Here is a 23,687-nt window from a genome sequence, read left to right as displayed (position 1 = left end):
AACCCCGCTCACTCCTCGCACTCACAGGCCCATGCCCTTCGCGATGATCTCGTTCATGATCTCGGTGGTGCCGCCGCCGATGCCGAGGATCCGGGCGTCGCGGTAGTGCCGCTCCACCTCGGCGTCGCGCAGGTAGCCGTAGCCGCCGTGCAGCTGGAGCGCCTGGTCGACCACCTCGGCGCAGGCGGCCACCGCGACGTTCTTGGCCATCGCCACCTCCGTCACCACCGGCTCGCCCGCCGCCACCCGCGCCGCCACCTGGTGCACGTACGCGCGGGCCGCCTCGGCGCGGGTGTGCATCTCGGCCAGCCGGTGCCGGATCAGTTGCCGGCTCGCCAGCGGGCGGCCGAACGTGGACCGGTCCCGGCACCAGCGCACCGCCAGCTCCACGGAACGCTGCGCGATGGCGTACGCCTGGGTGGCCAGCGAGAGCCGCTCCGCGGCGAAGTTCTGCATGATCGCCAGGAAGGCGGTGTCCTCCGCGCCGACCCGGTTCGCCACCGGCACCCGGACGTCGACGAAGGACAGCTCGGCGGTGTCGGAGCAGTGCCAGCCGAGCTTCTCCAGCCGACGCCCGACCGTGAAGCCCGGCGTACCCTTGTCGATCACCAGCAGGGTCAGGGCGCCGGTGCCCGGCGGCAGGGTGCAGACGGCGGTGGTCACGAAGTCGGCCCGGACGCCGCTGGTGATGTAGGTCTTCGACCCGTTGACCACGTAGTGGTCGCCGTCGCGCTGGGCGTGGCTGCGGATGCTCGCCACGTCCGAGCCGCCGTCCGGTTCGGTGATCGCCAACGCGCCGATCATGGTGCCGGCCAGCGTGGGCCGGACGTACCGGTCGATCAGCTCCGCGTCGCCGGAGGCGACGATGTGTGGCAGCGCGATGCCGTGGGTGAACAGCGCCGCGATCAGCCCGGACGAGCCGCCGGAGCGGATGATCTCCTCGGTGACGATGATCGAGTCGAGCAGGTCCCCGCCGCTGCCACCGACGGCCTCCGGGAAGCCGATGCCGAGTAGGCCGAGCTTGGCGGCGGTGGCGTGCAGCTCCCGGGGGATCTCGCCGGCCCGCTCCCAGTCGTCCAGGTGCGGCAGCACCTCGCGGGTGACGAAGGCCCGGGTCAGCTCCCGCAGTTGCCGGCGCTCCGGCGTGTCCACGATGGTCATCGGCCCTCCCAGGGCGCGCTGCCGTCACCAAGGCCGGGCGTGTCGTCGGCCGCTGGGCCGGGCGTGCTGTCGACTGCCGGGCCGGTCGTCAGCTCGGCGGGCAGGTCGACGAGCCGGGACCGGAGCAGCTCGCCGAGCGCCTTGGCCTGCGGATCGAACCGGGTGGAGGCCGCCACCCCCTGCCCGAGCAGGCCCCGGACGACGAAGTTGACGGCCCGCAGGTTCGGCAGCTCGTACCGCTCCACGGTCAGCGGCGCGGTCTCCGGCAGCAGCTCGCGCAGCCGCGCAATGGTCAACCAGCCGCGCAGCCACGACCAGGTGGCGTCGGTGCGGGCCCAGACGCCGAGGTTGGCGTCGCCGCCCTTGTCGCCGGAGCGCGCCCCGACCAGCTCGCCGAGCGGCGCGCGCCGGGTGAGGTGTGCGGAAGGGCCCCCTGCTGTCGCCTGCGGATGTGCAGGGGGCCCTTCCGCACACATCGTCGGTGGGGGCGCGATCGGCACCCGCTCGCCGGAGGGGAGCACCGCGACGTGCGGCACCGCGTCCTGCGGCACCGCGTCGGCGGTGAACACCCCGTAGGGCGTGGCGTCGCCGGGCAGCGTGGTCAGCGTGCAGCCGGGGTAGGAGGCCAGGGCCAGTTCCACCGCGGCGGCCGAGAAGGCCCGCCCGGCCCGTGCCTTGTCGCCGTCCCGCAGGTGTACGTGCAGCAGCGCGCTCGCCGCCTCGGTGTCGACCGCGTCGACATGGTCGGTACGGGCCAGGGTGAACTCCAGCCCCTCCGTGCCGACCGCCGCCTCGATCTGGCTCCGCACCAGGGCAGCCTTGGCGGGGACGTCGAGCCCGCAGAGGACGAAGGTCATCGAGTTGCGGAAGCCGCCGAGGTTGTTGACGCCCACCTTGAGGGTGCCCGGCGGGGGCGTGCCCCGGACGCCGCTCACCCGTACCCGGTCCGGCCCGTCGGCGGCCAGCTCCACCGTGTCCAGCCGGGTCACCACGTCCGGTCCGAGGTAGGCCGGGCCGCCGACCTCGTAGAGCAGCTGGGCGGTGACCGTCTCCACGGTGACCGCGCCGCCCGTGCCCGGGTGCTTCGTGATCACGCAGGAGCCGTCGGGGTGCAGCTCGGCGACCGGGAAGCCGGGGCGCCGCCCCCCGTCGGGCAGCTCCGTGAAGAAGCTGAAGTTGCCCCCGGTCACCTGCGCCCCGCACTCGAGCAGGTGACCGGCGACGGTCGCCCCGGCCAGCGCGTCCAGGTCGTCGCGGCCCCAGCCGAACCGGGCGATCGCCGACCCGACCACCAGGGACGCGTCGGTCACCCGGCCGGTGACCACCACGTCCGCCCCGCCGCCCAGGCAGGCGGCGATGCCGTACGCCCCCAGGTAGGCGTTCGCCGTCAGCGCGTCCGGGCGGGCGAGGGCGTCGCCCTCGACGTACCCGACCCGGACGGTCAGGCCGAGCCGGTCGGCGAGCGAGCCGATGGCGGCGGCCAGGCCGGCCGGGTTCAGCCCGCCGGCGTTCGTCACGATCCGTACGCCCCGGTCCAGCGCCGTGCCGAGGCAGCCCTCCAGTTGGCGGAGGAAGGTCTTCGCGTAGCCGAGGGAGGGGTCGCGCAGCCGGTCCCGGCCGAGGATCAGCATGGTCAGCTCGGCGAGGTAGTCCCCGGTCAGCACGTCCAGGTCGCCGCCGTCGAGCATCTCCCGCCACGCCGTGAACCGGTCGCCGTAGAAGCCGGAGGCGTTGCCCACCCGCAGCACGTCGCTCACGCCGGCACCCCGCTGGGGGCCGTCGGCGGGCGGCCGGGACCCGGTGGGCCGGCGAAGGCCTGCGCGACGTCCAGCCAGGCGTCGGCGACCGGGCCGGTCGCCGCCAGCGCCAGGTCCGCGCGGTGCCTCCGCTGGGTGACCAGCAGGCAGAAGTCGAGCGCGGGGCCGGTGACCCGGTCGGCGGCGTCGGCCGGGCCGTACGTCCAGGTGTCGCCGTCCGGCGCCGCCAGCTCGACCCGCACCGGCACCGTGGGCACCGGCCGGCCGTGGGCGGCGAAGCTGTGGCCGAGGGTACGGAAGCCGAGGTGCGCCACGTGCCGTAGTCGGGCCGTGCCGGGGCGGGTGACGCCGAGCGCGTCGGCCACGTCCGTGCCGTGCGCCCAGGTCTCCATGATCCGGGCGGTGGCCATCGAGGCGGCCGACATCCGGGTGCCGAACCAGGGCAGCTTCCCGCCCGCCGGCACGCGTGCCAACGCGTCGGCGAGCGCCGCCCGGCCGGCCCGCCAGCGGGGAAGCAACTCGCTCGGCGGGGCGAGGAACTCCGCCACTCCGACATCGACGAGCCGGGCCGGGTCGGGGGCGGCGAGCACGACGGCGAGGAACGCCTCGGCGTCGGTGGCGGCGAGCAGTGCGACGTGATCGGTCCAGGCGAGGTGGGCGATCTGGTGCCCGACGCTCCAGCCCGGGGACGGCGTGGCACGCCCCCAGTCGGTCGGCGGGCCGGTCACCAGGTCGTCGAGCTGCTGGGACTCGTCGGCCAGATCCGCGAGCAGATCCTTGAGGTCGACCATGGTGCCTCCGGGGGGCTGGGCGGGCGGCCAGGGCGGGCCGGTCTGGGCGGAGCGGTCGGGGCGGGCGGGGCGTCAGGGCGGTCAGGGGGTGAGCAGGGTGGCGAGCTGGCGCTTCCAGGTGTGCAGCAGGGCGGCGCGGCGGGACGAGTCGTCGTTGAGCAGGTTGGCCACGCCGAGTCCGCGGAGCAGGTCGAGGGTCGCCTGCACCGCCTCGCGTACGCCCGGACGGCGTTCGTCCACGTCGAGCAGCGCGACGGTGAGCCGGTGCATCTCGCGGCCGACCCGGGCCTCCAGCGGCACCAGGGCCTCGCGCAGCTCCCGGTCGGTCCGCGCGGCGACCCACAGTTCGAGGGCGGCGACGAAGAGCGGGCCGGTGAAGGCCGCGCCGAGCAGGTCGATCACCCGATCGAGCCGCCGGGGACCGGGCGGCAGCGCCTCGGCCTCGGTGCGCAGCTCCTCCGCCCGCCGCTCGGCTAGGTGGGCGACGGCGGCCGTGACCAGCGCGGCCTTGGTGGGGTAGTGGTGCAACTGGGCGCCGCGCGAGACGCCGGCACGGGCCGCGACGACGGTGGTGGTGGTGCCGGACCAGCCGTGCTCGACCAGGCACTCGACGGTCGCCTCCAGCAGCCGCGCCTGGGTGGCGCGGCTGCGTTCCTGCTGAGGGACGCGGGTCGATGCGGACATGGGGACAGCGTGCCGCCGCAGAAACAAACAGTCAAGACTGACTTTTTCTGGCCGGCATCGGACTGACGCCTGCCAGCCGGGGTTGGTGACAGGTATCCGGGCGCTGTCGAGCTGCCCCCACGGATGGGGCACGGCCTGCGGGCCACCGGCCCGCCCCGAGAGCCGGCCCGCTGCCGGACGGCGACGGGGCCTTCGACCAGTCTCACCAGGGGGCACGTCGCGGAACGGCCCGTCGCCCACCGTGTCGTCCCCGGTCCGGGTTGGGCTCGGTGGGCAAGGCCGGCCGGTCCTATGAACGGGGCAGCTCGACAGGGCGCGACGGGTGTCGTCCCTACCCGGTCGGGAGCCGTCCGTCGGCCACCGCTCAGCGGCCGTCGCGCGGGGCGAAGACCGCGAGGGCCGTGGCGTCGCTGTGTCGGGAGCGCAGGTACTCGTCCGCCCAGTCGGCGGCGTCGGGAAAGCCCGACTCGGCCGCCACCCGGGCGCAGGCCGCGTCCACGTCGAAGGGGGTACGCCGCAGGTCCACGCCGGGCCCGAGGAGCGCCCAGAAGGCGCCGGGGCCGCCGTAGGGCATCCCGATGCTGCCCGGGTTGACGATCAGCCGGCGGTCGGCCAGCCGGGTGAACGGCATGTGGGTGTGCCCGCAGACCACCGTGCCCACCTCGGTGGGGACGTCGGCGAGCACCTCCGCCCAGCGTTCCATCCGGGAGTCGACGAGCACGACCTCCTCGTCGTCGCGGGGGGTGGCGTGGCAGAACAGCACCGGACCGAGGCCGGCGACCTCCAGGGTGACCGTGAGCGGCAGTGCCGCCAACCGGGCCAACTGGTCGTCGCGCAACTGCTCGGCCGCCCAGTTGGAGACGTCGACCGGAGAGAGGCGGCCGGCCCGCGCCTCCACCAGCTCGCGGTCCGCGTTGCCCCGGACCCAGCAGGCCCGGTCGCCCAGGCCGGCGAGCACGTCCAGCACCTCGACCGGCTGCGGGCCGGCCGCGATGTCGCCGGTGAGCACGATCAGGTCGGCGGCGGCGACGTCGGGCTCGGCCAGCACGGCCTCCAGCGCCGGCAGCGCACCGTGGATGTCGGAGAGAACGGCGACCCGGTTCAGCATCGCTCCACCGTGCCCACCGGGCCGTGCCGGAGTCCAGCGATTCTGCCCCGGGCAGACAGGGCCCGGGGCAGATCAGCCAGGTGTGTCAGACGCGGGCGCGACGGGCCAGGCGCTCCGGGTCGAGGATGATGATGCTCTTGCCGTCCAGGCGCAGCCAGCCGCGCGAGGCGAAGTCGGCCAGCGCCTTGTTGACGGTCTCCCGGGAGGCGCCGACGAGCTGGGCGATCTCCTCCTGGGTGAGGTCGTGGGTCACCCGCAGCACGCCGCCGTCGCGGGTGCCGAAGCGGCCGGCCATCTGGAGCAGGTTCTTGGCGACGCGGCCGGGCACGTCCGTGAAGATCAGGTCGGCCAGCGAGTCGTTCGTCCGCCGCAGCCGGCGGGCGAGCACGCGGAGCAGCTGCTCGGCGATCTCCGGCCGGTTGTTCAGCCACGGGCGCAGGGCCTGCTTGCGCAGCCGCACCAGCCGGGTGTCGGTCACCGCGGTGGCGGTCGCCGTGCGGGGGCCGGGGTCGAAGAGCGACAGCTCGCCCACCATGTCCGACGGGCCCATCACCGCGATCAGGTTCTGTCGGCCGTCGGCAGCCCGCCGACCCACCTTGATCTTGCCGGACAGCAGGATGTAGAGACTGTCGCCGGGCTCGCCCTCGTTGAAGACGATCTCGCCCTTGCGGACCTCGAGCGTCTCCATCTCCTTGGCGAGCGCCTCGGCAGCCTCCGGGTCGACGCCCTGGAAGATCCCGCTGCGGGCCAGTACCTCGTCCATCGCCGCACCTCCGCCTGCGCGTGCCGCCCGTCGGCCGGGTCCGCCGTCCGCTGATCCCTCGCGCGTCGCCAGTCTAGGCGCACGTGAGCAGCAATCAGAGGTGCACCCCTGGAAACTTGATCGTTGGGCGTAACCTGCCCGGCCTGATCAAGCAGTAAGATCGCGCGCCCTCCGGACGCCGATCCTGCCCCCGACACCCGGGTCGTAGGGTCACCACGTGCTGAGTGAACCCGTGCTGACCGCCCGCCAGGAGGACGGTCGGGACGTCCCGCTGCTGTTCTGGCGCGCCGACCGCCCGCTGCGCGCGGTCAGTTCCGCGCCGCTGGGCGGCGGGATCGGCGTCCGGCACTGGGTCGTCAACGCGACCGTGCCCATGTCGTACGACCGGGACGACCCCGCCGACCACCTGGCCGAACTCGCCGACCGGCTCGGCCTCGACGGGCCCGGGGTGGGCCTGCTGACCGGGGTGGACGTCGCCGAGGTGGTCGCCCGGACGGACACCGGCGTGCGGGCCTGGGCGACGGTCGGCCTGGGCACACCCGTCCGGGCGGCGGAGCCCGCCCCGGCGGCGCTGGCCCAGCGGGTCGGCACCGTCAACATCGTGGTGTACGTCCCGGCGCGGCTCGGCGACGCCGCCCTCGTCAACGCGGTGGCCACCGCCACCGAGGCGAAGGCGCAGGCGATCGCCGAGTTGGGTGTGCCGGGCACCGGCACCCCGACGGACGCGGTCACCGTGCTCTGCCCGGTCGACGGCCCCGAGTCGGCGTACGGCGGGCCGCGCTCCACCTGGGGCGCCCCGCTGGCCCGGGCCGTGCACGCCGCCGTGACGGCCGGCGGGGCGGGCACCGTGGTCCCGTGGTCGGACCGACTGGCGGGCTGAGACTCCGTCCGATCGGCCCTCGTTTCGGCGTTGCCCAGCCGATAAGGTCGCGCTCGATGTACGCTGCCGCCTCCTCTCCGCGTCGCCGGGCCGCACTCGCCCTCGGCGGACTGCTCGCCGTCCTGCTCGCCGCCGGCTGCGGAGGTCCCGGGTCCGGGTCCGACGCGGTCTGGCAGCCCGGCGCGGGCGGCGGCAACACCGGCGCCCCGGTCCGCTCCGGCGAGCCCACGAGCACCACACGGCCCGCCGAGCAGGCGATCTCGCTCTCGGCGACCGGCGACATCATCATGGGCAACGCGCCGAACCGGCTGCCCCCCAACGGCGGGAAGGGCTTCTTCGACTCGGTCGAGAAGGCGCTCGCCGCCGACCTGGTGATGGGCAACCTGGAGGAGCCGCTCACCGTCGACACCGGCACCGGCAAGTGCGGCCCGAACTCGACCCGCTGCTTCCAGTTCCGGGCCCCGCCGGAGTACGCCGCGCACCTGCGCGACGCGGGCTTCGACCTGCTCAACCAGGCCAACAACCACGGCTACGACTTCGGGCCGAAGGGCTACGAGAACACCCAGAAGGCGCTGGAGAAGTACGACCTCGCGCACACCGGGGCGCCCGACCAGATCACCGTGGTCGACGTCAAGGGGGTCAAGGTCGCGGTCGCCGGCTTCTCGTCGTACGTCTGGTCCAACAGCCTCACCGACATCGCCGCCGCGAAGAAGGTGATCACCAAGGCGGCCGGCATGGCCGACATCGTGGTGGTGCAGGTGCACATGGGCGGCGAGGGCTCCGAGAAGACGCGGGTCAAGCCGGGCACCGAGATGTTCCTCGGCGAGAACCGGGGCGACCCGGTCAAGTTCTCCAAGGCGATGATCGACGCCGGGGCGGACCTGATCGTCGGGCACGGCCCGCACGTGCTGCGCGGCATGGAGTTCTACAAGGGCCGGCTGATCGCGTACAGCCTGGGCAACTTCGCCGGCGGTGGGAACTCGCTGAGCAACGCCGGCCGGCTCGGCTGGGGCGGGGTGCTCAAGGTCTCGCTGAAGCCGGACGGGAGCTGGGCCGGCGGCTCGTTCGTCTCCACGTACATGAACTCCATCGGCAAGCCGACCATGGACAAGGACGACCGCGGGCTGGGCCTGATGAAGCAGCTCACCAAGAGCGACTTCCCGGAGACCGGCGCCGGCTTCGACGACTCGGGTGAGATCAGCGCGCCGCAGGGCGGCTGACCGGGACGGCACGGCGCGTGGACCCGGCCGACCGTCGGCCGGGCGACGTAGGCTGGCCGGCGTGACCACGAGTTCCTCCGGCTTCACCGAGACCGACCTCGGGCGCACCCGTCGCGCCCGGCGGATCGGCCGGGCGCTGACCGACACCCACCCCGACGCGCACTGTGAACTGGACCACTCCAACGCCCTGGAGCTGGCCGTCGCGACGATCCTCTCCGCGCAGTGCACGGACAAGAAGGTCAACGAGGTCACCCCCAAGCTCTTCGCCCGCTACCCGAGCGCGGCCGACTACGCGGGGGCGGACCGGGCGGAGCTGGAGGAGCTGATCCGGCCCACCGGCTTCTACCGCAACAAGACCGACTCGCTGATCAAGCTCGGCCAGGCCCTCGTGGAGCGGTACGACGGCCGGGTCCCCGGCAGGCTCGCCGACCTGGTGACGCTGCCCGGCATCGGCCGCAAGACCGCCAACGTCATCCTCGGCAACGCCTTCGACGTCCCCGGGATCACCGTCGACACCCACTTCCAGCGGCTGGTCCAGCGCTGGCGGCTGACCGCCGAGACCGACCCCGTCAAGATCGAGCACGCGATCGGGGCGCTCTTCCCCAAGCGCGACTGGACCATGTTGTCGCACCGGATCATCTTCCACGGCCGGCGGGTCTGCCACGCCCGCAAGCCGGCCTGCGGGGCGTGCACGCTGGCGAAGCTGTGCCCGTCGTACGGCACCGGCCCGACCGAGCCGGCGGCGGCCGCGAAGCTGCTCAAGGGCCCCCGGGCCCGGGACCTGGCGGTGGCGGCCGGGGTCGACCCGGAGCTGGTGCCGGTCCAGGCCGTCGTGGCGGCGGCACCGTGAGCGCGAGGAGTGAGCCGGTGTTGCGAGCCCCGCAGTCGCGAACCGAGGTGTCGCTGTGAGCGCGAGGAGTGAGCCGGTCTTGCGAGCCCCGCAGTCGCGACCGGTGAAGCGCCGGCTCGCCGCCCTGCTCGTACCCGTGCTGCTGGCCGTCGCGGGGTGCACCGCCGGCGCCGAGGAGAAGGACCCGGGCCCCACCGACCGGCAGAAGGCCGCCGCCAGCCGGCCGTCGCCCTTCCAGGACTGTTCCGCCCTCGGTACGCCGCCCGCGTCCGCCGCACCCGCCGCCCCGTCGGGGAGCGGGGGCCAGGCGCTGCCCGAGCTGACCCTGAACTGCTTCACCGGCGGCACCCCGGTCGCCCTGCGCGACCTGCGCGGCCCGGCGGTGATCAACGTCTGGGCCTCCTGGTGCCCGCCCTGCCGCAAGGAGCTGCCCGCCTTCCAGCGGCTCAGCCAGCGGGCCGCCGGCCAGCTCCAGGTGGTCGGGGTCAACAACCAGGACGGCCGCGAGGCGGCCCAGGCCATCGGCGAGGACTTCGGCGTCCGCTTCCCGGTGCTGGTCGACCAGGGTGAGCGCCTGAAGCGGGAGCTGAACCGCAAGGCCATCCCCCTGACCGTCTTCGTCGACGGGCAGGGCCGCATCCGGCACGTGGACTCCAGCGGCGCCCTCGACGACGCCCGGCTGACGGACCTGGTCCGCCGGCACCTCGGCGTGACGGTGCCGGCATGAGCCGTCCGGCACCCGCCACGGGGCGCGGGGGTGCGGGCACGGGCCACCGGCGGGGCGCGGGGGTGCGGGCGTGAGCCGCCGTCCGCCGGGCTGGTTCGACCCGCTGCTGACCCGGCTCGGCAGCGCGCGCAGCGAGGACTTCACCCGGCTGGTCACCCCGGAGAGCGGGGGGCGGGAGAGCGCGGTGCTGGTGCTGCTCGGCGAGGAGCCCGGCGCCGGCCCGGACGTGCTGATCCTCCAGCGGGCGGCCACCCTGCGCAACCACGCCGGCCAGCCCGCCTTCCCCGGCGGCGCGGCCGACCCGGAGGACGCCGACGCCCGGGCGACCGCGCTGCGCGAGGCGAACGAGGAGGTCGGCCTCGATCCGACCAGCGTCACCGTCCTGGCGGAGCTGCCGAAGCTCTGGATCCCGGTCAGCGACTTCGTGGTCACCCCGGTGCTCGCCTGGTGGCACGCGCCGCACCCGGTGCACCCCAGGGAGCCGGCCGAGGTGGCGCACGTGGCCCGGCTGCCGGTCGCCGAGCTGGTCGACCCGGCGAACCGGATGCGGGTCCGCCACCCGAGCGGCTGGATCGGCCCGGCCTTCTCGGCGCGCGGGATGCTGGTCTGGGGCTTCACCGCCGGGGTGCTGGCCGCCCTGCTCGACATGGGCGGCTGGGCCCGGCCGTGGCCCCGCGACCGGGTCGTGGACCTGCCGCCGACGGGGGCCACCCCGGCGCCCTCCGCCGGCACCGACGCGGTCGACGAGACCCCGGTGCGCTGACCGGACGGTCACCTTCCGCAAGCGATGGTCATCTCGCGAGCCCGGTGCCCGTACGCTTGACGCGTGTCCGCCGTGGATCTCGTACTGCTGCTGCTCATGCTCGTGTTCGCGATCAGCGGATACCGCCAGGGCTTCGTCATCGGGGTGCTGTCGTTCTCCGGCTTCTTCGTGGGCGCGTTGGTGGGCCTCCAGGTGGGGCCGCTGCTGGCACAGCAGTTCGTCGACAGCGGCACCCGGGTGCTGATCTCCCTGGTGGCGATCTTCGGGCTGGCGGTGGTCGGCCAGGCGCTCGCCGGCTGGGTCGGTTCGCACCTGCGCAAGACGATCACCAGTGACGTCGCCAAGCGGGTCGACGACGTCGGCGGGGCGTTCGTCTCGCTCTTCGCCGTCCTGCTGGTCGCCTGGCTCGTCGCGGTGCCGCTCGGCTCGTCGTCGCTGCCCTGGCTGGCCTCGTCGGTGCGCAACAGCGCGCTGCTCACGGTGGTCGACCGGGTCCTGCCCGACCAGGCGCAGCAGCTCTCCACGGCGCTGCGGGACACCGTCGACACCAACGGCTTCCCCGACGTCTTCGGCGACCTGGCACCCACCCGTGCCCGTCAGGTGTCCCCGCCGGATCCGGCGCTCGCCGGCTCCCAGGTGGTGGTCAACAGCCAGCGTTCGGTGGTCAAGGTGCTCGGCTCCGCCCCGAGCTGCTCGCGCCGGATCGAGGGCTCGGGCTTCGTCTACGCCGACGACCGGGTGATGACCAACGCGCACGTCGTCGCCGGGACCCGTTCCACCGTCGTCGAGCTCAACGGCGACCGGTACGACAGCAAGGTGGTCGTCTACGACCCCGACCGGGACCTGGCCGTGCTGCACGTGCCCGGGCTGCCCGGCCCGTCGATGCGCTTCGCGGCCGGCAACGCGGGCAGCGGGGCGGACGCGATCGTGCTGGGCTTCCCGCTCGACGGGCCGTACAACGCCCAGTCGGCGCGGATCCGGGACGTCGACCGGATCACCGGGCCGGACATCTACTCCGGCGGCAACGTGACCCGGGAGGTCTACACGATCCGGGCGCTCGTGCAGAGCGGCAACTCCGGTGGCCCGCTGGTCTCCTCGAACGGGCTGGTGCTCGGGGTGATCTTCGCGGCGGCGGCCGACGACCCGAACACCGGCTTCGCGGTGACCGCGGCCGAGGCCCGTCCCGTCGCCCTCGCCGGCGCCGAGCGCACCCGCTCCGTCGGCACCGGCGAGTGCACCTGACCGGTCAGTTCCCCGTACCCGCCGCCGGCCCGTGACCCGTGGGCGGCGCCGGGCGCCCGGGCGGGTCGGCCCGCCAGACGGTGAGGGCGGCGGCGGTCGCGGCCACCACGGCCGCGCCGAGCAGCCAGCCGGCCAGCACGTCGCTGGTCCAGTGCACGCCGAGGGCCACCCGGCTGAACCCGGTCACCAGGGCGAGCAGCAGGGCGGCCGCCCACACCAGCCGGCGCCCGGCCGGCCGGGCGTACGGGAGGAACACCACCAGCAGCACCCCGGCGGCGAGGGCGGCGTTGAGCGCGTGCCCGGACGGGAAGGCCAGGCCGGGCGCCTCGGCCACCGGGTCCGGCAGGTCCGGCCGGGGCCGGCCGACGAGCAGCTTGAGCAGCGGGCTGAGCAGGCCGCCGACGGTCATGGTGACGGCCACCCAGACCGCCAGCTGCCGGGCGCCCCGGCGGACCAGCCAGAGGACCAGGACGAGGGCGCCGACGCGCAGCGGCATCGGGGCGAACACGTCGGTCCAGAGGGTCATCAGGCGTACCCACGCCGGGTGGTCGGCGGCGTAGCCGACCAGCGCGTCGGTGACCGCCGTGTCCAGCCGGCGCAGGGGGGACCAGTCTCCCAGGACCAGGACGGCCAGCAGCGTGAACGGCACCGCGACCAGGAACGCGGCCGCCGCGGCGAGGGTCAGCCGCAGGCCCCGGGCGTGGTCCGGGTGCAGGCGGCGGCCCCGCCACGAGGAGCGCGGCGGGGTGGCGAGGGTACGCGGGCCGGACGGGCTCATGACAGTGGTCCTACCCGGGACGCGGCCCGGTCAGACCCGTTCGGGGGCGTCCACCCTGGGACGGTCGCCCGCGCGGGGCGACGGCGGCTCCTCCCGGCAGGGCGACGTCGACCGGGCCGGCCGGTCAGGGCGCCGGCGGGCGACGCCACGTCCCGGTGGTGCGCCGGGGCGAGGCCAGCGGGGTCCACTGACGGAACCGGCGCACCATCAACGCCGCCCCGGTCAGCAGGGCGACGAAGAACGCGGCCCCGGTCCACAGCTGCTCCGGCGTGGTCTCCTCCTGCGCGCCCGCCGGCTGCGCCGCCCACCGGGACTGCTGGCGCGGCACCGTGAAGCCGCGCGGGTCGCCGCCGACCCCCGCGACGTCGGGCTGCGCCGCCCCCGGGGCCGGGCCGAACCCGACCACGCCCGGCGAGGAGTCGTCGTCCAGCGGGTTGCGGCCCACGGGGCTCACCTCGGCGTCCAGCGCGGCGACCGGGTCCACCATGCCGTACCCGAAACGGTCGTCCCGGCCGGTGGGGCCGATGTCGCGGGCGGTGGCGAGCAGCCGGTTGACGACGTCGCCGGCGGACATCTCCGGATAGCGGGCCCGCACCAGGGCGGCGGTGGCGGCGACCAACGGCGCTGCGAAGCTGGTGCCCTGCACCCGCCAGTAGCCGCCCGGCCGGGCCCCGACCAGGCCGGTCGCGGGGGCGGTGAGCACGGTGGCCCGGCCGGTGATCGAACCGGACCAGAGGTTGTCGCTGTCGCGCTCCGACCCGGCGACCGCGATGACGCCCGGCTCGCGGGCCGGGTACCAGACCTTCGCGTTGGACGAGTTGCCCAGGTTGCCGGTGCAGGCGACCACGACGACGTCCCGGGCGAAGGCGTAGTCGAGCGCCGCCGCCAGGGCGGGGCTGTCGCCGCTGCCGCCGAGGGACAGGTTGATCACGCGGGCGCCGTTGTCGACGGCCCAGCGCACGCCCTTCGCGACGATCAGGGCGTCGTCGTAGCGGTTCTCGGCGTCGAGGACGCGCACCGGGAGGATCCGGGCGTCCGGCGCCAGGCCGACGGCCCCCCGCACGTCGTCGTTGCGGCCGGCGATCAGCCCGGCCACGGTGGTGCCGTGGCCAACCGGATCGGGGTCGCCGGCGGCGCCCCGGGGCGCGACCAGGTCGAGGCCGGGCAGCACCTGGCCGGCCAGGTCGGGGTGGGCAGCGTCCACGCCGGAGTCGATCACCGCGACGGTGACCCCCCGCCCGGTCGAGCTGCGCCACGCGGTCTTCGCCTGCAACACGTCGAGCTGCCACTGCTCGTCGCGGACCTGGTCGGGGCGGTTCTTGCTGTCGGGCGCCGCGAGCGCCACCGGGACGACGACGGCCGGCGGGTCGAGGACCGGCCGGGCGGCGGGCTGCGGAGGGGCGGCGTCGGCCGCCGTGCCCGGACCCGCGACCGACACGACGGCGGCCGCCAGACCGAGCAACGTACGTCCGGCGATCCGCCGAGCCGCTGGCGGACAGCTGTGCCGCACGGTCGTCACATCCTCAGGCATTCATCGCGACGCAAACATGACGATCGGAGATTACCGGTTCCTCGCCGCCTTGCGGGGCGTTCCCGGGACACCGGTCACGGCGGCGGCAGATGGGCCAACTGGACGAGGCGTACGCCCTCGCGCCGGGTGACCAGCCGGCCGCGCCCCGGGGGCAGCGGACCGGGCCGGACCGGGCCGACCAGCGCCCCCTCCTCCGGGCTGCCCGCCATCACCAGCCCCGAGGTGGAGAGCTCCCGCAGGCGCTGCACGAGCGGCTCGTACTGGGCCCGTCCGGCGCCGCCCGAGCGGCGGGCGAGCACCAGGTGCAGCCCGACGTCCCGGGCGTGCGGCAGGTGCTCCTCCAGGGCGCGCAGGGGGTTGGACGGCCCGCCGGCGACCAGGTCGTAGTCGTCGACCAGCACGAACAGCTCCGGCCCGGACCACCACGACCGCTGCCGCAGCTGCGCGGGCGTGACGTCGGGCCCGGGCACCCGCCCCGCCATGTAGCCGGCGGCGGACTCGACCAGGTCGGTGGTGTGCGCCGCGGCGGAGCCGTAGCCGATCAGGTGCGCCGACGCCGACTCGGTCAGGTCCACCAGGCTGCGGCGGTAGTCGACCAGGATGACCCGGGCCTGCTCCGGGGTGAACCGGGTCATGATCGAGGTGGCCAGCGCGCGCAGGAACGACGACTTGCCGCACTCGGCGTCGCCGAAGACCACGAAGTGCGGCTCGGTGGCGAAGTCCAGCACCACCGGGCGCAGGTCCGCCTCGGCGATCCCCACCGGGATGCCCAACCCGGTGGCCGCGGCCAGGTCCAGCTCGGCGTACGGGAGCACCGGCGGGAGCAGCCGCACCGGGGGCGCGACCGGGCCGGCCCAGCCCCCGGCGGACCGCTTGACCAGATCCGTGGTGTCCCCGCCCGAGGCGGCGAGCTGCGGCAGCGCGGTGAGGAAGTGCAGGCTCTCCGCCGTGACGCCCCGGCCGGGGGTCTTCTCCGGCACGTTCGCCGCCGCCCGGCGGGCCACCAGCGAGTCGGCCGGGTCGCCGAGGCGCAGCTCCAACCGGGAACCGAAGAGGTCCCGGATCGCCGGCCGGAAGTCCAGCCAACGCACCGCCGTCGCCACCACGTGCACCCCGTACGACAGCCCACGGGTGGCCAGGTCGGTGATCAGGGGCTCCAGGTCGTCGTACTCGCCGCGCAGCGTGGCCCAGCCGTCCACCACCAGGAACACGTCGCCGAACGGGTCGGCCCCGGGCTGGCGGGTGCCCGCGAGCGCGGCCCGGCGCTGCCGCCAGGCGGCCATCGACTCCACGCCCAGCTCGGCGAAGCGCTGTTCCCGGTCGACGAGCAGGGTCGCGATCTCGCCGACCGTACGCCGGACGGCCGTCGGGTCGGCGCGGCCGGTGACCCCGCCGACGTGCGGCAGGTCGCGCAGCGCGGCCAGCCCGCCGCCGCCGAAGTCGAGGCAGTAGACCTGCACCTCGGTCGGGGTGTGGGTGAGCGCCAGGGCGCAGATCAGCGTGCGCAGCGCTGTCGACTTGCCGCTCTGCGGGCCGCCGACCACCGCGACGTGGCCGGCGGCGCCGTCCAGCGCCAGCCAGAGCGCGTCGCGGCGCTGCTCGAAGGGCCTGTCGACGACCGCGACCGGCACCTGGAGCGCGCCGTGCAGCTCCGGGTTGCCGAAGGTGAGACCGCGCGCCGGGTCCACGCCGACCGGTCCGAGCAGCTCGTCCAGCGCGGGTGCCCGGCCGAGCGGGGGCAGCCAGACCTGGTGGGCGGGCGGCCCCTGCCCGGCGAGCCGGTCGACCATCAGCTCCAGCAGGCTCTCCGTGCCGCCCTCGTCGGCCGTCGCGGGCAGGGCGGGCGGCCCGACCGGCTCCGGCTTGGGCACGAGGTGGGTGGAGAAGGCGAGCAGGCGCGGGGCGCCGGTGCCGCCCGCGCCGGGCGCCGCACCGCGCCGGCGCAGCGCCCCCGAGACGTACGCGGCCTTGAACCGCACCAGCGGCTCGGTGCCGAAGCGCAGGTAGCCGTGGCCGGGGGAGCGGGGCAGCTCGTGCGCGTCCGGCACCCCGAGCACCGTGCGGGACTCCAGCGCCGAGAAGGTCCGCAACCCGATCCGGTACGACAGGTGGGTGTCCAGCCCGCGCAGCCGCCCCTCCTCCAACCGCTGGCTCGCCAGCAGCAGGTGCACGCCGAGCGACCGGCCCAGCCTGCCGATCTGCACGAACAGGTCGATGAAGTCGGGCTTGGCCGAGAGCAGCTCGGAGAACTCGTCGCAGATCAACAGCAGCGACGGCAGCGGGGCGAGCGGGGTGCCGGCGGCGCGCGCCCGCTCGTAGTCGCGCAGGCTCGCGAAGTTGCCGGCCCGGCGCAGCAGCTCCTGGCGGCGGACCAGCTCGCCGTTGATGGCGTCGACCATCCGGTCGACCAGCGGCAGCGCGTCGGCCAGGTTGGTGATCACCGCGGCGGTGTGCGGCAGCCGGTCGAACGAGGCGAAGGTCGCGCCGCCCTTGAAGTCGATCAGTACGAAGTTGAGCTGCTCCGAGCTGTGCGTGGCGGCCAGCCCGAGCACCAGCGTGCGCAGCAGCTCGGACTTGCCGGAGCCGGTCGCCCCGATCAGCAGGCCGTGCGGCCCCATCCCGTCCTGCGCAGACTCCTTCAGGTCCAGCTCGATGGCGCCGCCGTCGGTGCCCACCCCGATCGGCACCCGCAGCCGCTCCCGGGCGGACCGGGGCGCCCACCCCTGCTCGGCGGTGAAGCTCTCCGGGTCGCCGAGACCGAGCAGCTCGGGCAGGCCCAGCTCCGCGCCCGGCGGGGCGTCGGGGCCGCGTGCCGCCGTGGCCAGCCGCAGCGGGGCCAGCCGCCGGGCGACGGCCTCCGCGTCGACGAGGTCCAGCCGGTCCGCCGTACCGACCTCGGCGTGCCCGTCGGCGGAGTGGGAGTGCAGCCGGCCCCCGCGCAGCTCCAGCAGCAGCGCGAACCGGTCCAGCAGGCGCGGTGGCGGGGTGTCCAGGTCGATGATCGTGACCGCGTCGATGCCGCCGTCGCCGGTCAGGTCGGTGGCGCCGGTCAGGTCGCCCCCGTCGAGCACCACCACCACGTGCGGGCCGTCGGTGGCCGGGCCGGCGGGACTGAACCGGGACCGGCTGGCCAGCACCTCGTCCAACAGCCCCTCCAGCTCGGCCCCCGCGCTGGTGACCAGCCGGACCGGGCCGAGCGCGTCGGTGCGGGTGGGGTGGTGGGCGTGCGGCAGCCACTTGACCCACTCCCAGGCGGCCCGCCGCTCAGGCCCGGCGCAGACGGCGACGAGCAGTTCGTCCGGGGCGTGGAAGACCGCGAGTTGGGCGAGCATCGCCCGGGCCAGCGCCTGGGCGGCTGGCCCGTCGCCGGCCGGACCGACGTCGCGTACGAAGACCCGGGCGAAGCTGCGCAGCGAGAGCGCCACCGGCAGGTCGGGCACCACGGAGTACGCGTCCAGGAACCGGCGCAGCGAGCCGGCGGTCATCGGTTCCAGCTCCTCCAGCGGGCGGGTGACCGGGGGCACCAGCGGGGTGGCGAGGGTCTGCGGGCCGACCGCGACCCGGACCACCGCGAAGTCCGGGTCGGTGGGGCGGCGTTCCCAGACCCGGTGGCTGTCGACGGTCGACCAGAGCCGCCCGGGATCCGGGTGCCGGTAGTAGAGCCCGGCGCGCTGCTGCCCGGCGGTCTGCCGGACCCGGCGCCGCAGCACGGTCAGGTGCCGCAGGTAGTCCCGCCGGGCGGCCATCATCTCCGACTTCTTCGGCGTGCCGGAGGCGCTGCCCCACGAGGTCACCAGCATGGCCAGCGAGGAGAGCCCGAACATCCCGCCGACCACGTACGAGTAGGCGCCCCCGCCGCGGCCGAACATCATCGCCATCGCCACGGTGCCGCCGAGCATGGGCAGCACCATGAGCAGCTGCTGCCAGCGCCCGCCGGCCACGGCGGGGATCTCCGGCGGCGCGTCCACCGGCAGCTCACCCACCGGAATCTCCGGCGCCGGCCGGCGGGGCGGCCGCTTGATGACGACAGTGGACACTAGACCTCCCGACAGCGCTCGGTAACCCGAGCCTGGCTCATGGTAGGTAAAGTCCTGTCGTCCGCGCAGCCACCAACCCCGCCGAACATGGAGATCAGTCGATGACGATCGGGCTGGCCCGGGTCACCATCAGCGCCCCCCAGCGGCGGGTCGACGTCGCACTGCCCGAGCAGGTGCCCCTGGCCGAGCTGCTGCCCGAGGTGCTGCGGCACGCCGGCGAGGGGCTCGCCGACGACGGCGAGCGGCACGGCGGCTGGGTGCTGCGGCGCACCGACGGCGCGGTGCTGACCACCGCCCAGGCCCTGCTGCCGCAGGGGATCCGCGACGGCGAGGTGCTGCACCTGGTGCCGGCCCGCGCGCAGTGGCCCGAGCTGGAGTACGACGACGTGGTCGAGGCGATCGCCGACGGCGCCCGGCGGCGCGGCGGGGCGTGGTCACCCGCCGCCACCCGGGCCGCCGCCCTCGCCGGGGCCGCCGTGCCGCTGGCCGTCGGGCTGCTCGCCGTGGCGGCCGGCGGGCCGGCGTACGGGTCGGCCTGGCCGGCCGCCGCCGTGGTGGCGCTTCTGCTTGTTCTCGCCGGGGTGGTGGCGTCCCGGGCCCACGCGGACGGGGCCGCCGGCGCGACCCTGGGCGGCTACGCCCTGCCCTACGCGGCGGCGGCGGGCGCCCTGGCGGTCAGCTCCGGCGATCCGGTCGGGTCGGTCCCGGGGCTCCGCTGGGTCGGCGCGCCCGAGCTGCTAGCCGGGTCGGTGGCGCTGCTGCTGGTGTCGGTGCTCGGGCTGGTCGGCGTCGCCACCCGGCTGCGGGTCTTCGTGGCGGGCGCCACCGCCGGGTTCGTGGGCGCACTGGCGGCCCTCGGCGGACTGCTGCTCAGCCCGGCCGGCACGGCGGCGGTCCTGCTCTGCGCGCTGGTCTTCGCCGTGGGGGCGGTGCCGCTGCTGGCCATCCGGCTCGGCAAGGTGCCGCTGCCCCCGATCACCCTGCCTACCGGCGAGCCGGGCGACGCCGACCGGGTCCGCGACCTGCCGGACCGGGACCGGGTCTACGCGGCGGTGGCCCGCACCGAGGAGATGCTCACCGGGATGCTGCTCGGGCACGCCGTGCTGGCGGTCGCCGCCGCGGTGGTGCTGGGCCTCTCCGGCGGGACGGCCGGCCGGCTGCTGGTGGCGGTGGCCGCGGCCGTGCTGCTGCTCCGGTCCCGGCTGTTCGTGTCCCTGCGCCACCGGGTGCCGACCGTCGCCGCCGGCCTCGCCGGGTACGCCGTGCTGGGCGCCGTGCTCGTCGACCGCTCCGGCCCGACCGGTCGCCTCGCGCTGGTCGTCGGCGGTCTGGCGCTGGCCCTCGTGGCGGTGGTCGCCGGCACCACGTACGCCCGCCGCCCGGTCTCCCCGTACGTCGGCCGGATCGCGGACCTGACCGACACCGCCCTGGTGGTCTCGGTGGTGCCCGTCGCCTGCGCGGTGCTCGACCTGTACGAACGGGCCCGGGGGCTGCTCGGCTGAGCGGCCCCCGGGCCCTTCGGTGGTCTGTGCCGGGTCAGTGCGTGGACTCGCCGCGCGCCTCGGCCTCCTTGGCGCGCCGGTACGACGCCACGATCTCCGCCTCGGCCTCGATCCGACCCACCCACGTGGCGCCCTCGACCGACTTGCCGGGCTCCAGGTCCTTGTAGACCTCGAAGAAGTGCTGGATCTCCAGCCGGTCGAACTCGCCGAGGTGGTGGATGTCGCGCAGGTGCTCCTGGCGCGGGTCCTCGTAGGGCACGCAGAGGACCTTGTCGTCGCCGCCCTTCTCGTCCGTCATCCGGAACATGCCGATGGTGCGGCACCGGATCAGGCAGCCCGGGAAGGTGGGCTCGGGGACCAGCACGAGCGCGTCCAGCGGGTCGCCGTCCTCGCCCAGTGTCCCCTCGATGAAGCCGTAGTCGGCCGGGTACTGCGTGGAGGTGAAGAGGGTGCGGTCCAGCCGGATCCGGCCGGTCGCGTGGTCGACCTCGTACTTGTTGCGGTGACCCTTGGGGATCTCAACCGTCACGTCGAAATCCATCTGCACGCTCCCTCGTTTGCCCACGCTGGCCAACGGAAACCAGCGGCTCGCCGCTCCCGCACGGGTGAATGCCCACCCGCGGGCTCCGGCCGCCGCATAGTGTTCGGACCGAAGTAGTGTCACCCAAGCAGATTTTCACGGGGCGAGGAGGGGGCCGTGGGGAGGGAAGATTCACACTACCGTCCGGATGCCGACGCTGGACGGGGTACCGGAGGATCTGCTTCCGGCGAGGCGACCGGGCGGTTCCCGGTGCCCGACGCCTACCTTCCCCACCCGCCCGCGTCCCCGGGCGATCCTGCCCTGACGCCGGTCCCGTCCCCGGGCAACGACGCCCCGACCGGCGCCGACGCAGCGACCGGTCCTGACGGTCCGACGGCTCCCGGTGGCCCGGCCGGTCCGGCTGGGGCGGGCGCCCCGACCCATCCGGGCGGCCAGTCTGGCGCAACGGGCCCGACGGGCCCGACCGGCGCCTCCGGCCCGGATCCCTCGTCGGGCTCGACCGACCTCTGGGCCGCCGCCGCGAACCGACCCGCCGGCGGTCCATCCGGCCCCGGCGGTCCATCCGGCCCGGGCGACCCCGCCGCGCCGCCCGCGCCGGCCTCCCGCGGCCGCCGGACCCTGCCCGTCGTGCTGGCCGCGGTGCTCGTGCTGGTGCTGGCCGCCGTCGGGATCGCCGTGGTCCGTCCGGGACCGGTGGCGGACTGGCTGGGCACCGAGCCCGCCGACCGGGGGACCGCCGAGACGGCGGCGGAACCGGCGCCCGTGGCGGTGCTGGCCGGCGCGGACGCGAACGCCCCGATGCCGACCCCCGAGGGCGTACGCGCCGCGCTCGCCCCCCTCGTCGGCGTGCCCGCCCTCGGCGACCGGGTCCACGTCTCGGTGGCCGACGTGACCACCGGCCAGCCGCTCTTCGGCCGGGGCGAGGACGACGGCACGGTGCCCGCCTCGGTGACCAAGCTGGTCACCGGCGTCACGGTGCTCGCCGCGCGTGGTCCGGCGTACCGCATCCCGACCCGGGCGGTGGCCGGCGCGACCCCGGGCGAGGTGGTGATCGTCGGCGGCGGGGACCCCACGCTGGCGGTCGACAAGAACGGCTTCTACCCGGGCGCGGCCCGGCTGGACGACCTCGCCGGTCAGGTGCGCGACGCCCTCGGCGGCACGAAGCCGACGAAGGTGACTGTCGACTCGTCGCTCTACTACGGTCCGCTCTTCGAGCCGGGCTGGGACGACGACATCCCCACCGGCGGCTACGGCGGGGCGATCACGGCGCTGATGACCGACGGGGCCCGCAGCGACGTGAGCCGCGCGAAGAAGGACGAGGCGGCCGGCAACCACTGGGCCGAGCGGGTGTCCCAGCCCGACCTCGCGGCCGGCAGGGCCTTCGCCAGGCTGCTCGGCGTGCCGGCCGGCGCGGTCGCCCGGGGCACGGCCCCCGCCGGCTCCGCCCCCGCTGCCGACGCGGGCACCACCCCCGCAGCCGCCCCGGGACCCGGCGCGGAGCTGGGCAGGGTGGAGTCGCTGCCGATGGTCCGGCTGGTCGACATCATGATCAGCGACAGCGACAACATCGTCGCCGAGGCGCTGGCCCGGCAGGTCGCGTTGGCCCGCAACCAGCCCGCCTCGTTCGCCGGCGCCGGGGCGGCGATGGACGCCGTCGCGGGGGAGCTCGGCCTGCCGGCCGACGAACTCACCCTCGCCGACGGCAGTGGCCTGTCGCGCAGCAACCGGATCAGCCCCTCGCTGCTCACCGACCTGATCGCGCTCGCCGGCGACGGCAGCCGCCCCGAGCTGGCCGCGATCTTCGGCGGCCTGCCCGTCGCCGACTGGTCCGGCACCCTCGCCGACCGCTACGAGACGGCGGCGACGAAGGCCGGTGCCGGGGTGGTCCGGGCCAAGACCGGGACGTTGACCAAGGTGCACGCCGTCGCCGGCCTGGTCAGCACTGCCGACGGGCGGCTGCTCACCTTCGCCGTGCTCACCGACGCGGTGCCGCCCGACGGGCTGACGGCCGCCCGGGGGGCGCTGGACCGGATCGGCGCCGCCCTGGCCGGCTGCGGCTGCCGCTGACCGCCGCCTGGCGGGACGGGCGGCGCGCGCCGGCCTGAGCGGGACGGGCGACGCGCGCCGGCCTGAGCGGGACGGGCGACGCGCGCCGGCCTGGGCGGGACCGGCGTCACGCGGTGCCGGGCCCGGACGGGACCGCGTCGGGCGGGACGGGCGTCGATCGCCGCGCGAGCCCGGGCCGGGGTGTCGCGGCGCGGGTACGGTGGGGTGCATGGCGCAGTTCGTGGACTGGGATCTGGCCGCCGCGACCGCGGGGGCGCTGAGCAAGTCGGGCCCCCGGGTTTCGTACACCGAGGCCACCGACGTGGTCAGTGACCTGCGGCGGTTGACCGACGAGGCGGCGGGGCACGTCGCGAACTACACGGGCCTCCGCTCGCAGGTGTCGCACCCGCCCGTGCGGGTGGTGGACCGGCGGGACTGGGCGGCGACGAACATCGCCGGGCTGCGCGAGGTGATCACCCCCCTGGTCGGCCGGCTCACCAAGGACAAGCAGCCGGGCGCGCTGACCGAGGCGATCGGCTCCCGGGTCACCGGCGTGCAGGCCGGCACCGTGCTGGCCTACCTCTCGGGCCGGGTCCTCGGCCAGTACGAGGTCTTCTCCGCCGACCCGGGGCAGTTGCTGCTGGTCGCGCCGAACATCGTCGAGGTGGAGCGCAAGCTCGGGGCCGACCCGCGCGACTTCCGGCTCTGGGTCTGCCTGCACGAGGTGACCCACCGCACCCAGTTCACCGCCGTGCCGTGGATGCGGGCGTACTTCCTCAGCGAGGTGCAGGCCTTCGTGGACGCGTCGTCCAGCGGCGGCGAGCACCTGCTGGAGCGGCTGCGCCGGGGCGTCGCCACGCTCTCGGACGCGGTGAAGGACCCGGAGAGCCGCACGAGCGTGCTGGACATCGTCCAGACCCCGGGGCAGCGGGCCGTGCTGGACCGGCTCACCGCGCTGATGACCCTGCTGGAGGGGCACGCCGAGTTCGTCATGGACGGCGTCGGCCCGCAGGTCGTCCCGAGCGTGGATCAGATCCGGGCGGCGTTCAACCGGCGCCGGGAGGCCGGCAACCCGCTGGAGAAGGCTATCCGCCGGCTGCTCGGCATCGAGGTCAAGATGCGCCAGTACGCCGAGGGCCGCAAGTTCGTGCACGGCGTCGTGGACCGGGTCGGCATGGCGGGCTTCAACAAGATCTTCGACTCGCCGCTCACCCTGCCCCGGCTGGAGGAGCTGGGAGACCCGGACGCCTGGGTGGCGCGGGTGCACGGGCCGGTCGGCCCGGCCCCGACCGCCGGCTGACCGTAC

Annotated in this window: 19 protein-coding genes; 9 read left to right on the top strand and 10 right to left on the bottom strand. The window is 75.4% G+C overall.

Features of this window, described 5'->3' with window-relative positions:
- Window positions 1-21 precede the first annotated feature (21 nt).
- The 6 genes from ACN27A_RS19870 to ACN27A_RS19845 form a co-directional block, all read right to left on the bottom strand.
- Window positions 22-1,161, bottom strand: a complete 1,140-nt coding sequence (locus tag ACN27A_RS19870) for an acyl-CoA dehydrogenase family protein (RefSeq protein ID WP_421455610.1) — start codon at window positions 1,159-1,161, stop codon at window positions 22-24.
- Complete coding sequence (locus tag ACN27A_RS19865) at window positions 1,158-2,918, bottom strand: acyclic terpene utilization AtuA family protein (RefSeq protein ID WP_421455608.1); 1,761 nt, start codon at window positions 2,916-2,918, stop codon at window positions 1,158-1,160. Before ACN27A_RS19865 ends, ACN27A_RS19870 begins: the two co-directional genes overlap by 4 nt.
- Window positions 2,915-3,709, bottom strand: coding sequence for a TIGR03084 family metal-binding protein (locus ACN27A_RS19860; protein ID WP_421455605.1), 795 nt, complete (start codon window positions 3,707-3,709; stop codon window positions 2,915-2,917). Before ACN27A_RS19860 ends, ACN27A_RS19865 begins: the two co-directional genes overlap by 4 nt.
- 81 nt (window positions 3,710-3,790) lie before the next feature.
- Window positions 3,791-4,393, bottom strand: coding sequence for a TetR/AcrR family transcriptional regulator (locus ACN27A_RS19855; RefSeq protein WP_421455602.1), 603 nt, complete (start codon window positions 4,391-4,393; stop codon window positions 3,791-3,793).
- A gap of 364 nt (window positions 4,394-4,757) precedes the next feature.
- Entirely contained in the window at window positions 4,758-5,501 is a 744-nt protein-coding gene (locus ACN27A_RS19850; RefSeq protein WP_421455599.1) for a metallophosphoesterase family protein, read from the bottom strand.
- An 85-nt stretch (window positions 5,502-5,586) separates the two neighbouring features.
- A complete protein-coding gene (locus ACN27A_RS19845) occupies window positions 5,587-6,264 on the bottom strand; it encodes a Crp/Fnr family transcriptional regulator (RefSeq protein ID WP_089003062.1) in 678 nt (225 codons plus the stop codon).
- A 217-nt stretch (window positions 6,265-6,481) separates the two neighbouring features.
- Between ACN27A_RS19845 and ACN27A_RS19840 the strand changes: the two genes are divergently transcribed.
- The 6 genes from ACN27A_RS19840 (at window position 6,482) to ACN27A_RS19815 (ending at window position 11,946) form a co-directional block, all read left to right on the top strand.
- Window positions 6,482-7,144 carry an adenosylcobinamide amidohydrolase gene (locus ACN27A_RS19840; RefSeq protein ID WP_421455596.1) on the top strand — a complete coding sequence of 221 codons (663 nt, stop codon included), beginning with the start codon at window positions 6,482-6,484 and terminating at the stop codon, window positions 7,142-7,144.
- Between the two features lie 56 nt (window positions 7,145-7,200).
- Window positions 7,201-8,364 (top strand): CapA family protein, encoded by a 1,164-nt coding sequence (locus ACN27A_RS19835; protein ID WP_421455594.1) that lies wholly within the window; start codon window positions 7,201-7,203, stop codon window positions 8,362-8,364.
- Between the two features lie 61 nt (window positions 8,365-8,425).
- The gene (gene nth / locus ACN27A_RS19830) at window positions 8,426-9,214 is read left to right on the top strand and encodes an endonuclease III (RefSeq protein ID WP_421455591.1); all 789 of its coding nucleotides are present in this window, start codon (window positions 8,426-8,428) and stop codon (window positions 9,212-9,214) included.
- A 103-nt stretch (window positions 9,215-9,317) separates the two neighbouring features.
- On the top strand, window positions 9,318-9,941 hold the full coding sequence (locus ACN27A_RS19825) for a TlpA family protein disulfide reductase (protein ID WP_421458534.1): 624 nt from the start codon (window positions 9,318-9,320) through the stop codon (window positions 9,939-9,941).
- Window positions 9,942-10,011: 70 nt separating this feature from the next.
- Window positions 10,012-10,704, top strand: a complete 693-nt coding sequence (locus ACN27A_RS19820; protein WP_311413207.1) for an NUDIX hydrolase — start codon at window positions 10,012-10,014, stop codon at window positions 10,702-10,704.
- Window positions 10,705-10,767: 63 nt separating this feature from the next.
- Window positions 10,768-11,946, top strand: coding sequence for a MarP family serine protease (locus ACN27A_RS19815; RefSeq protein ID WP_421455588.1), 1,179 nt, complete (start codon window positions 10,768-10,770; stop codon window positions 11,944-11,946).
- Between the two features lie 4 nt (window positions 11,947-11,950).
- Here the strand turns inward: ACN27A_RS19815 and ACN27A_RS19810 are convergent, their stop codons facing one another.
- The 3 genes from ACN27A_RS19810 to eccCa all read right to left on the bottom strand — a co-directional run bounded on the left by ACN27A_RS19810 (window position 11,951) and on the right by eccCa (window position 18,292).
- On the bottom strand, window positions 11,951-12,724 hold the full coding sequence (locus tag ACN27A_RS19810; RefSeq protein WP_421455586.1) for a phosphatase PAP2 family protein: 774 nt from the start codon (window positions 12,722-12,724) through the stop codon (window positions 11,951-11,953).
- Window positions 12,725-12,848: 124 nt separating this feature from the next.
- Entirely contained in the window at window positions 12,849-14,255 is a 1,407-nt protein-coding gene (mycP, locus tag ACN27A_RS19805) for a type VII secretion-associated serine protease mycosin (RefSeq protein WP_421455583.1), read from the bottom strand.
- Between the two features lie 74 nt (window positions 14,256-14,329).
- Window positions 14,330-18,292, bottom strand: coding sequence for a type VII secretion protein EccCa (gene eccCa / locus ACN27A_RS19800; protein WP_421455580.1), 3,963 nt, complete (start codon window positions 18,290-18,292; stop codon window positions 14,330-14,332).
- A 101-nt stretch (window positions 18,293-18,393) separates the two neighbouring features.
- On the opposite strand from eccCa, the gene eccD reads away from it, so the two are divergent.
- Window positions 18,394-19,794, top strand: coding sequence for a type VII secretion integral membrane protein EccD (eccD, locus tag ACN27A_RS19795; RefSeq protein WP_421455577.1), 1,401 nt, complete (start codon window positions 18,394-18,396; stop codon window positions 19,792-19,794).
- Between the two features lie 34 nt (window positions 19,795-19,828).
- Here eccD and ACN27A_RS19790 read toward each other — a convergent pair whose 3' ends face one another.
- On the bottom strand, window positions 19,829-20,335 hold the full coding sequence (locus tag ACN27A_RS19790) for an inorganic diphosphatase (protein ID WP_101413075.1): 507 nt from the start codon (window positions 20,333-20,335) through the stop codon (window positions 19,829-19,831).
- 627 nt (window positions 20,336-20,962) lie between these two features.
- On the opposite strand from ACN27A_RS19790, the gene dacB reads away from it, so the two are divergent.
- Complete coding sequence (gene dacB, locus ACN27A_RS19785) at window positions 20,963-22,402, top strand: D-alanyl-D-alanine carboxypeptidase/D-alanyl-D-alanine endopeptidase (RefSeq protein WP_421455574.1); 1,440 nt, start codon at window positions 20,963-20,965, stop codon at window positions 22,400-22,402.
- Window positions 22,403-22,610: 208 nt separating this feature from the next.
- Window positions 22,611-23,681: a zinc-dependent metalloprotease gene (locus ACN27A_RS19780; protein ID WP_421455571.1), complete on the top strand. Its 1,071-nt coding sequence runs from the start codon at window positions 22,611-22,613 to the stop codon at window positions 23,679-23,681.
- Window positions 23,682-23,687: the final 6 nt, after the last annotated feature.

This window comes from Micromonospora sp. WMMD737 (assembly GCF_049179055.1).
Lineage (GTDB): Bacteria > Actinomycetota > Actinomycetes > Mycobacteriales > Micromonosporaceae > Micromonospora > Micromonospora reichwaldensis.
This window is presented reverse-complemented; position numbering and strand designations above follow the sequence as displayed.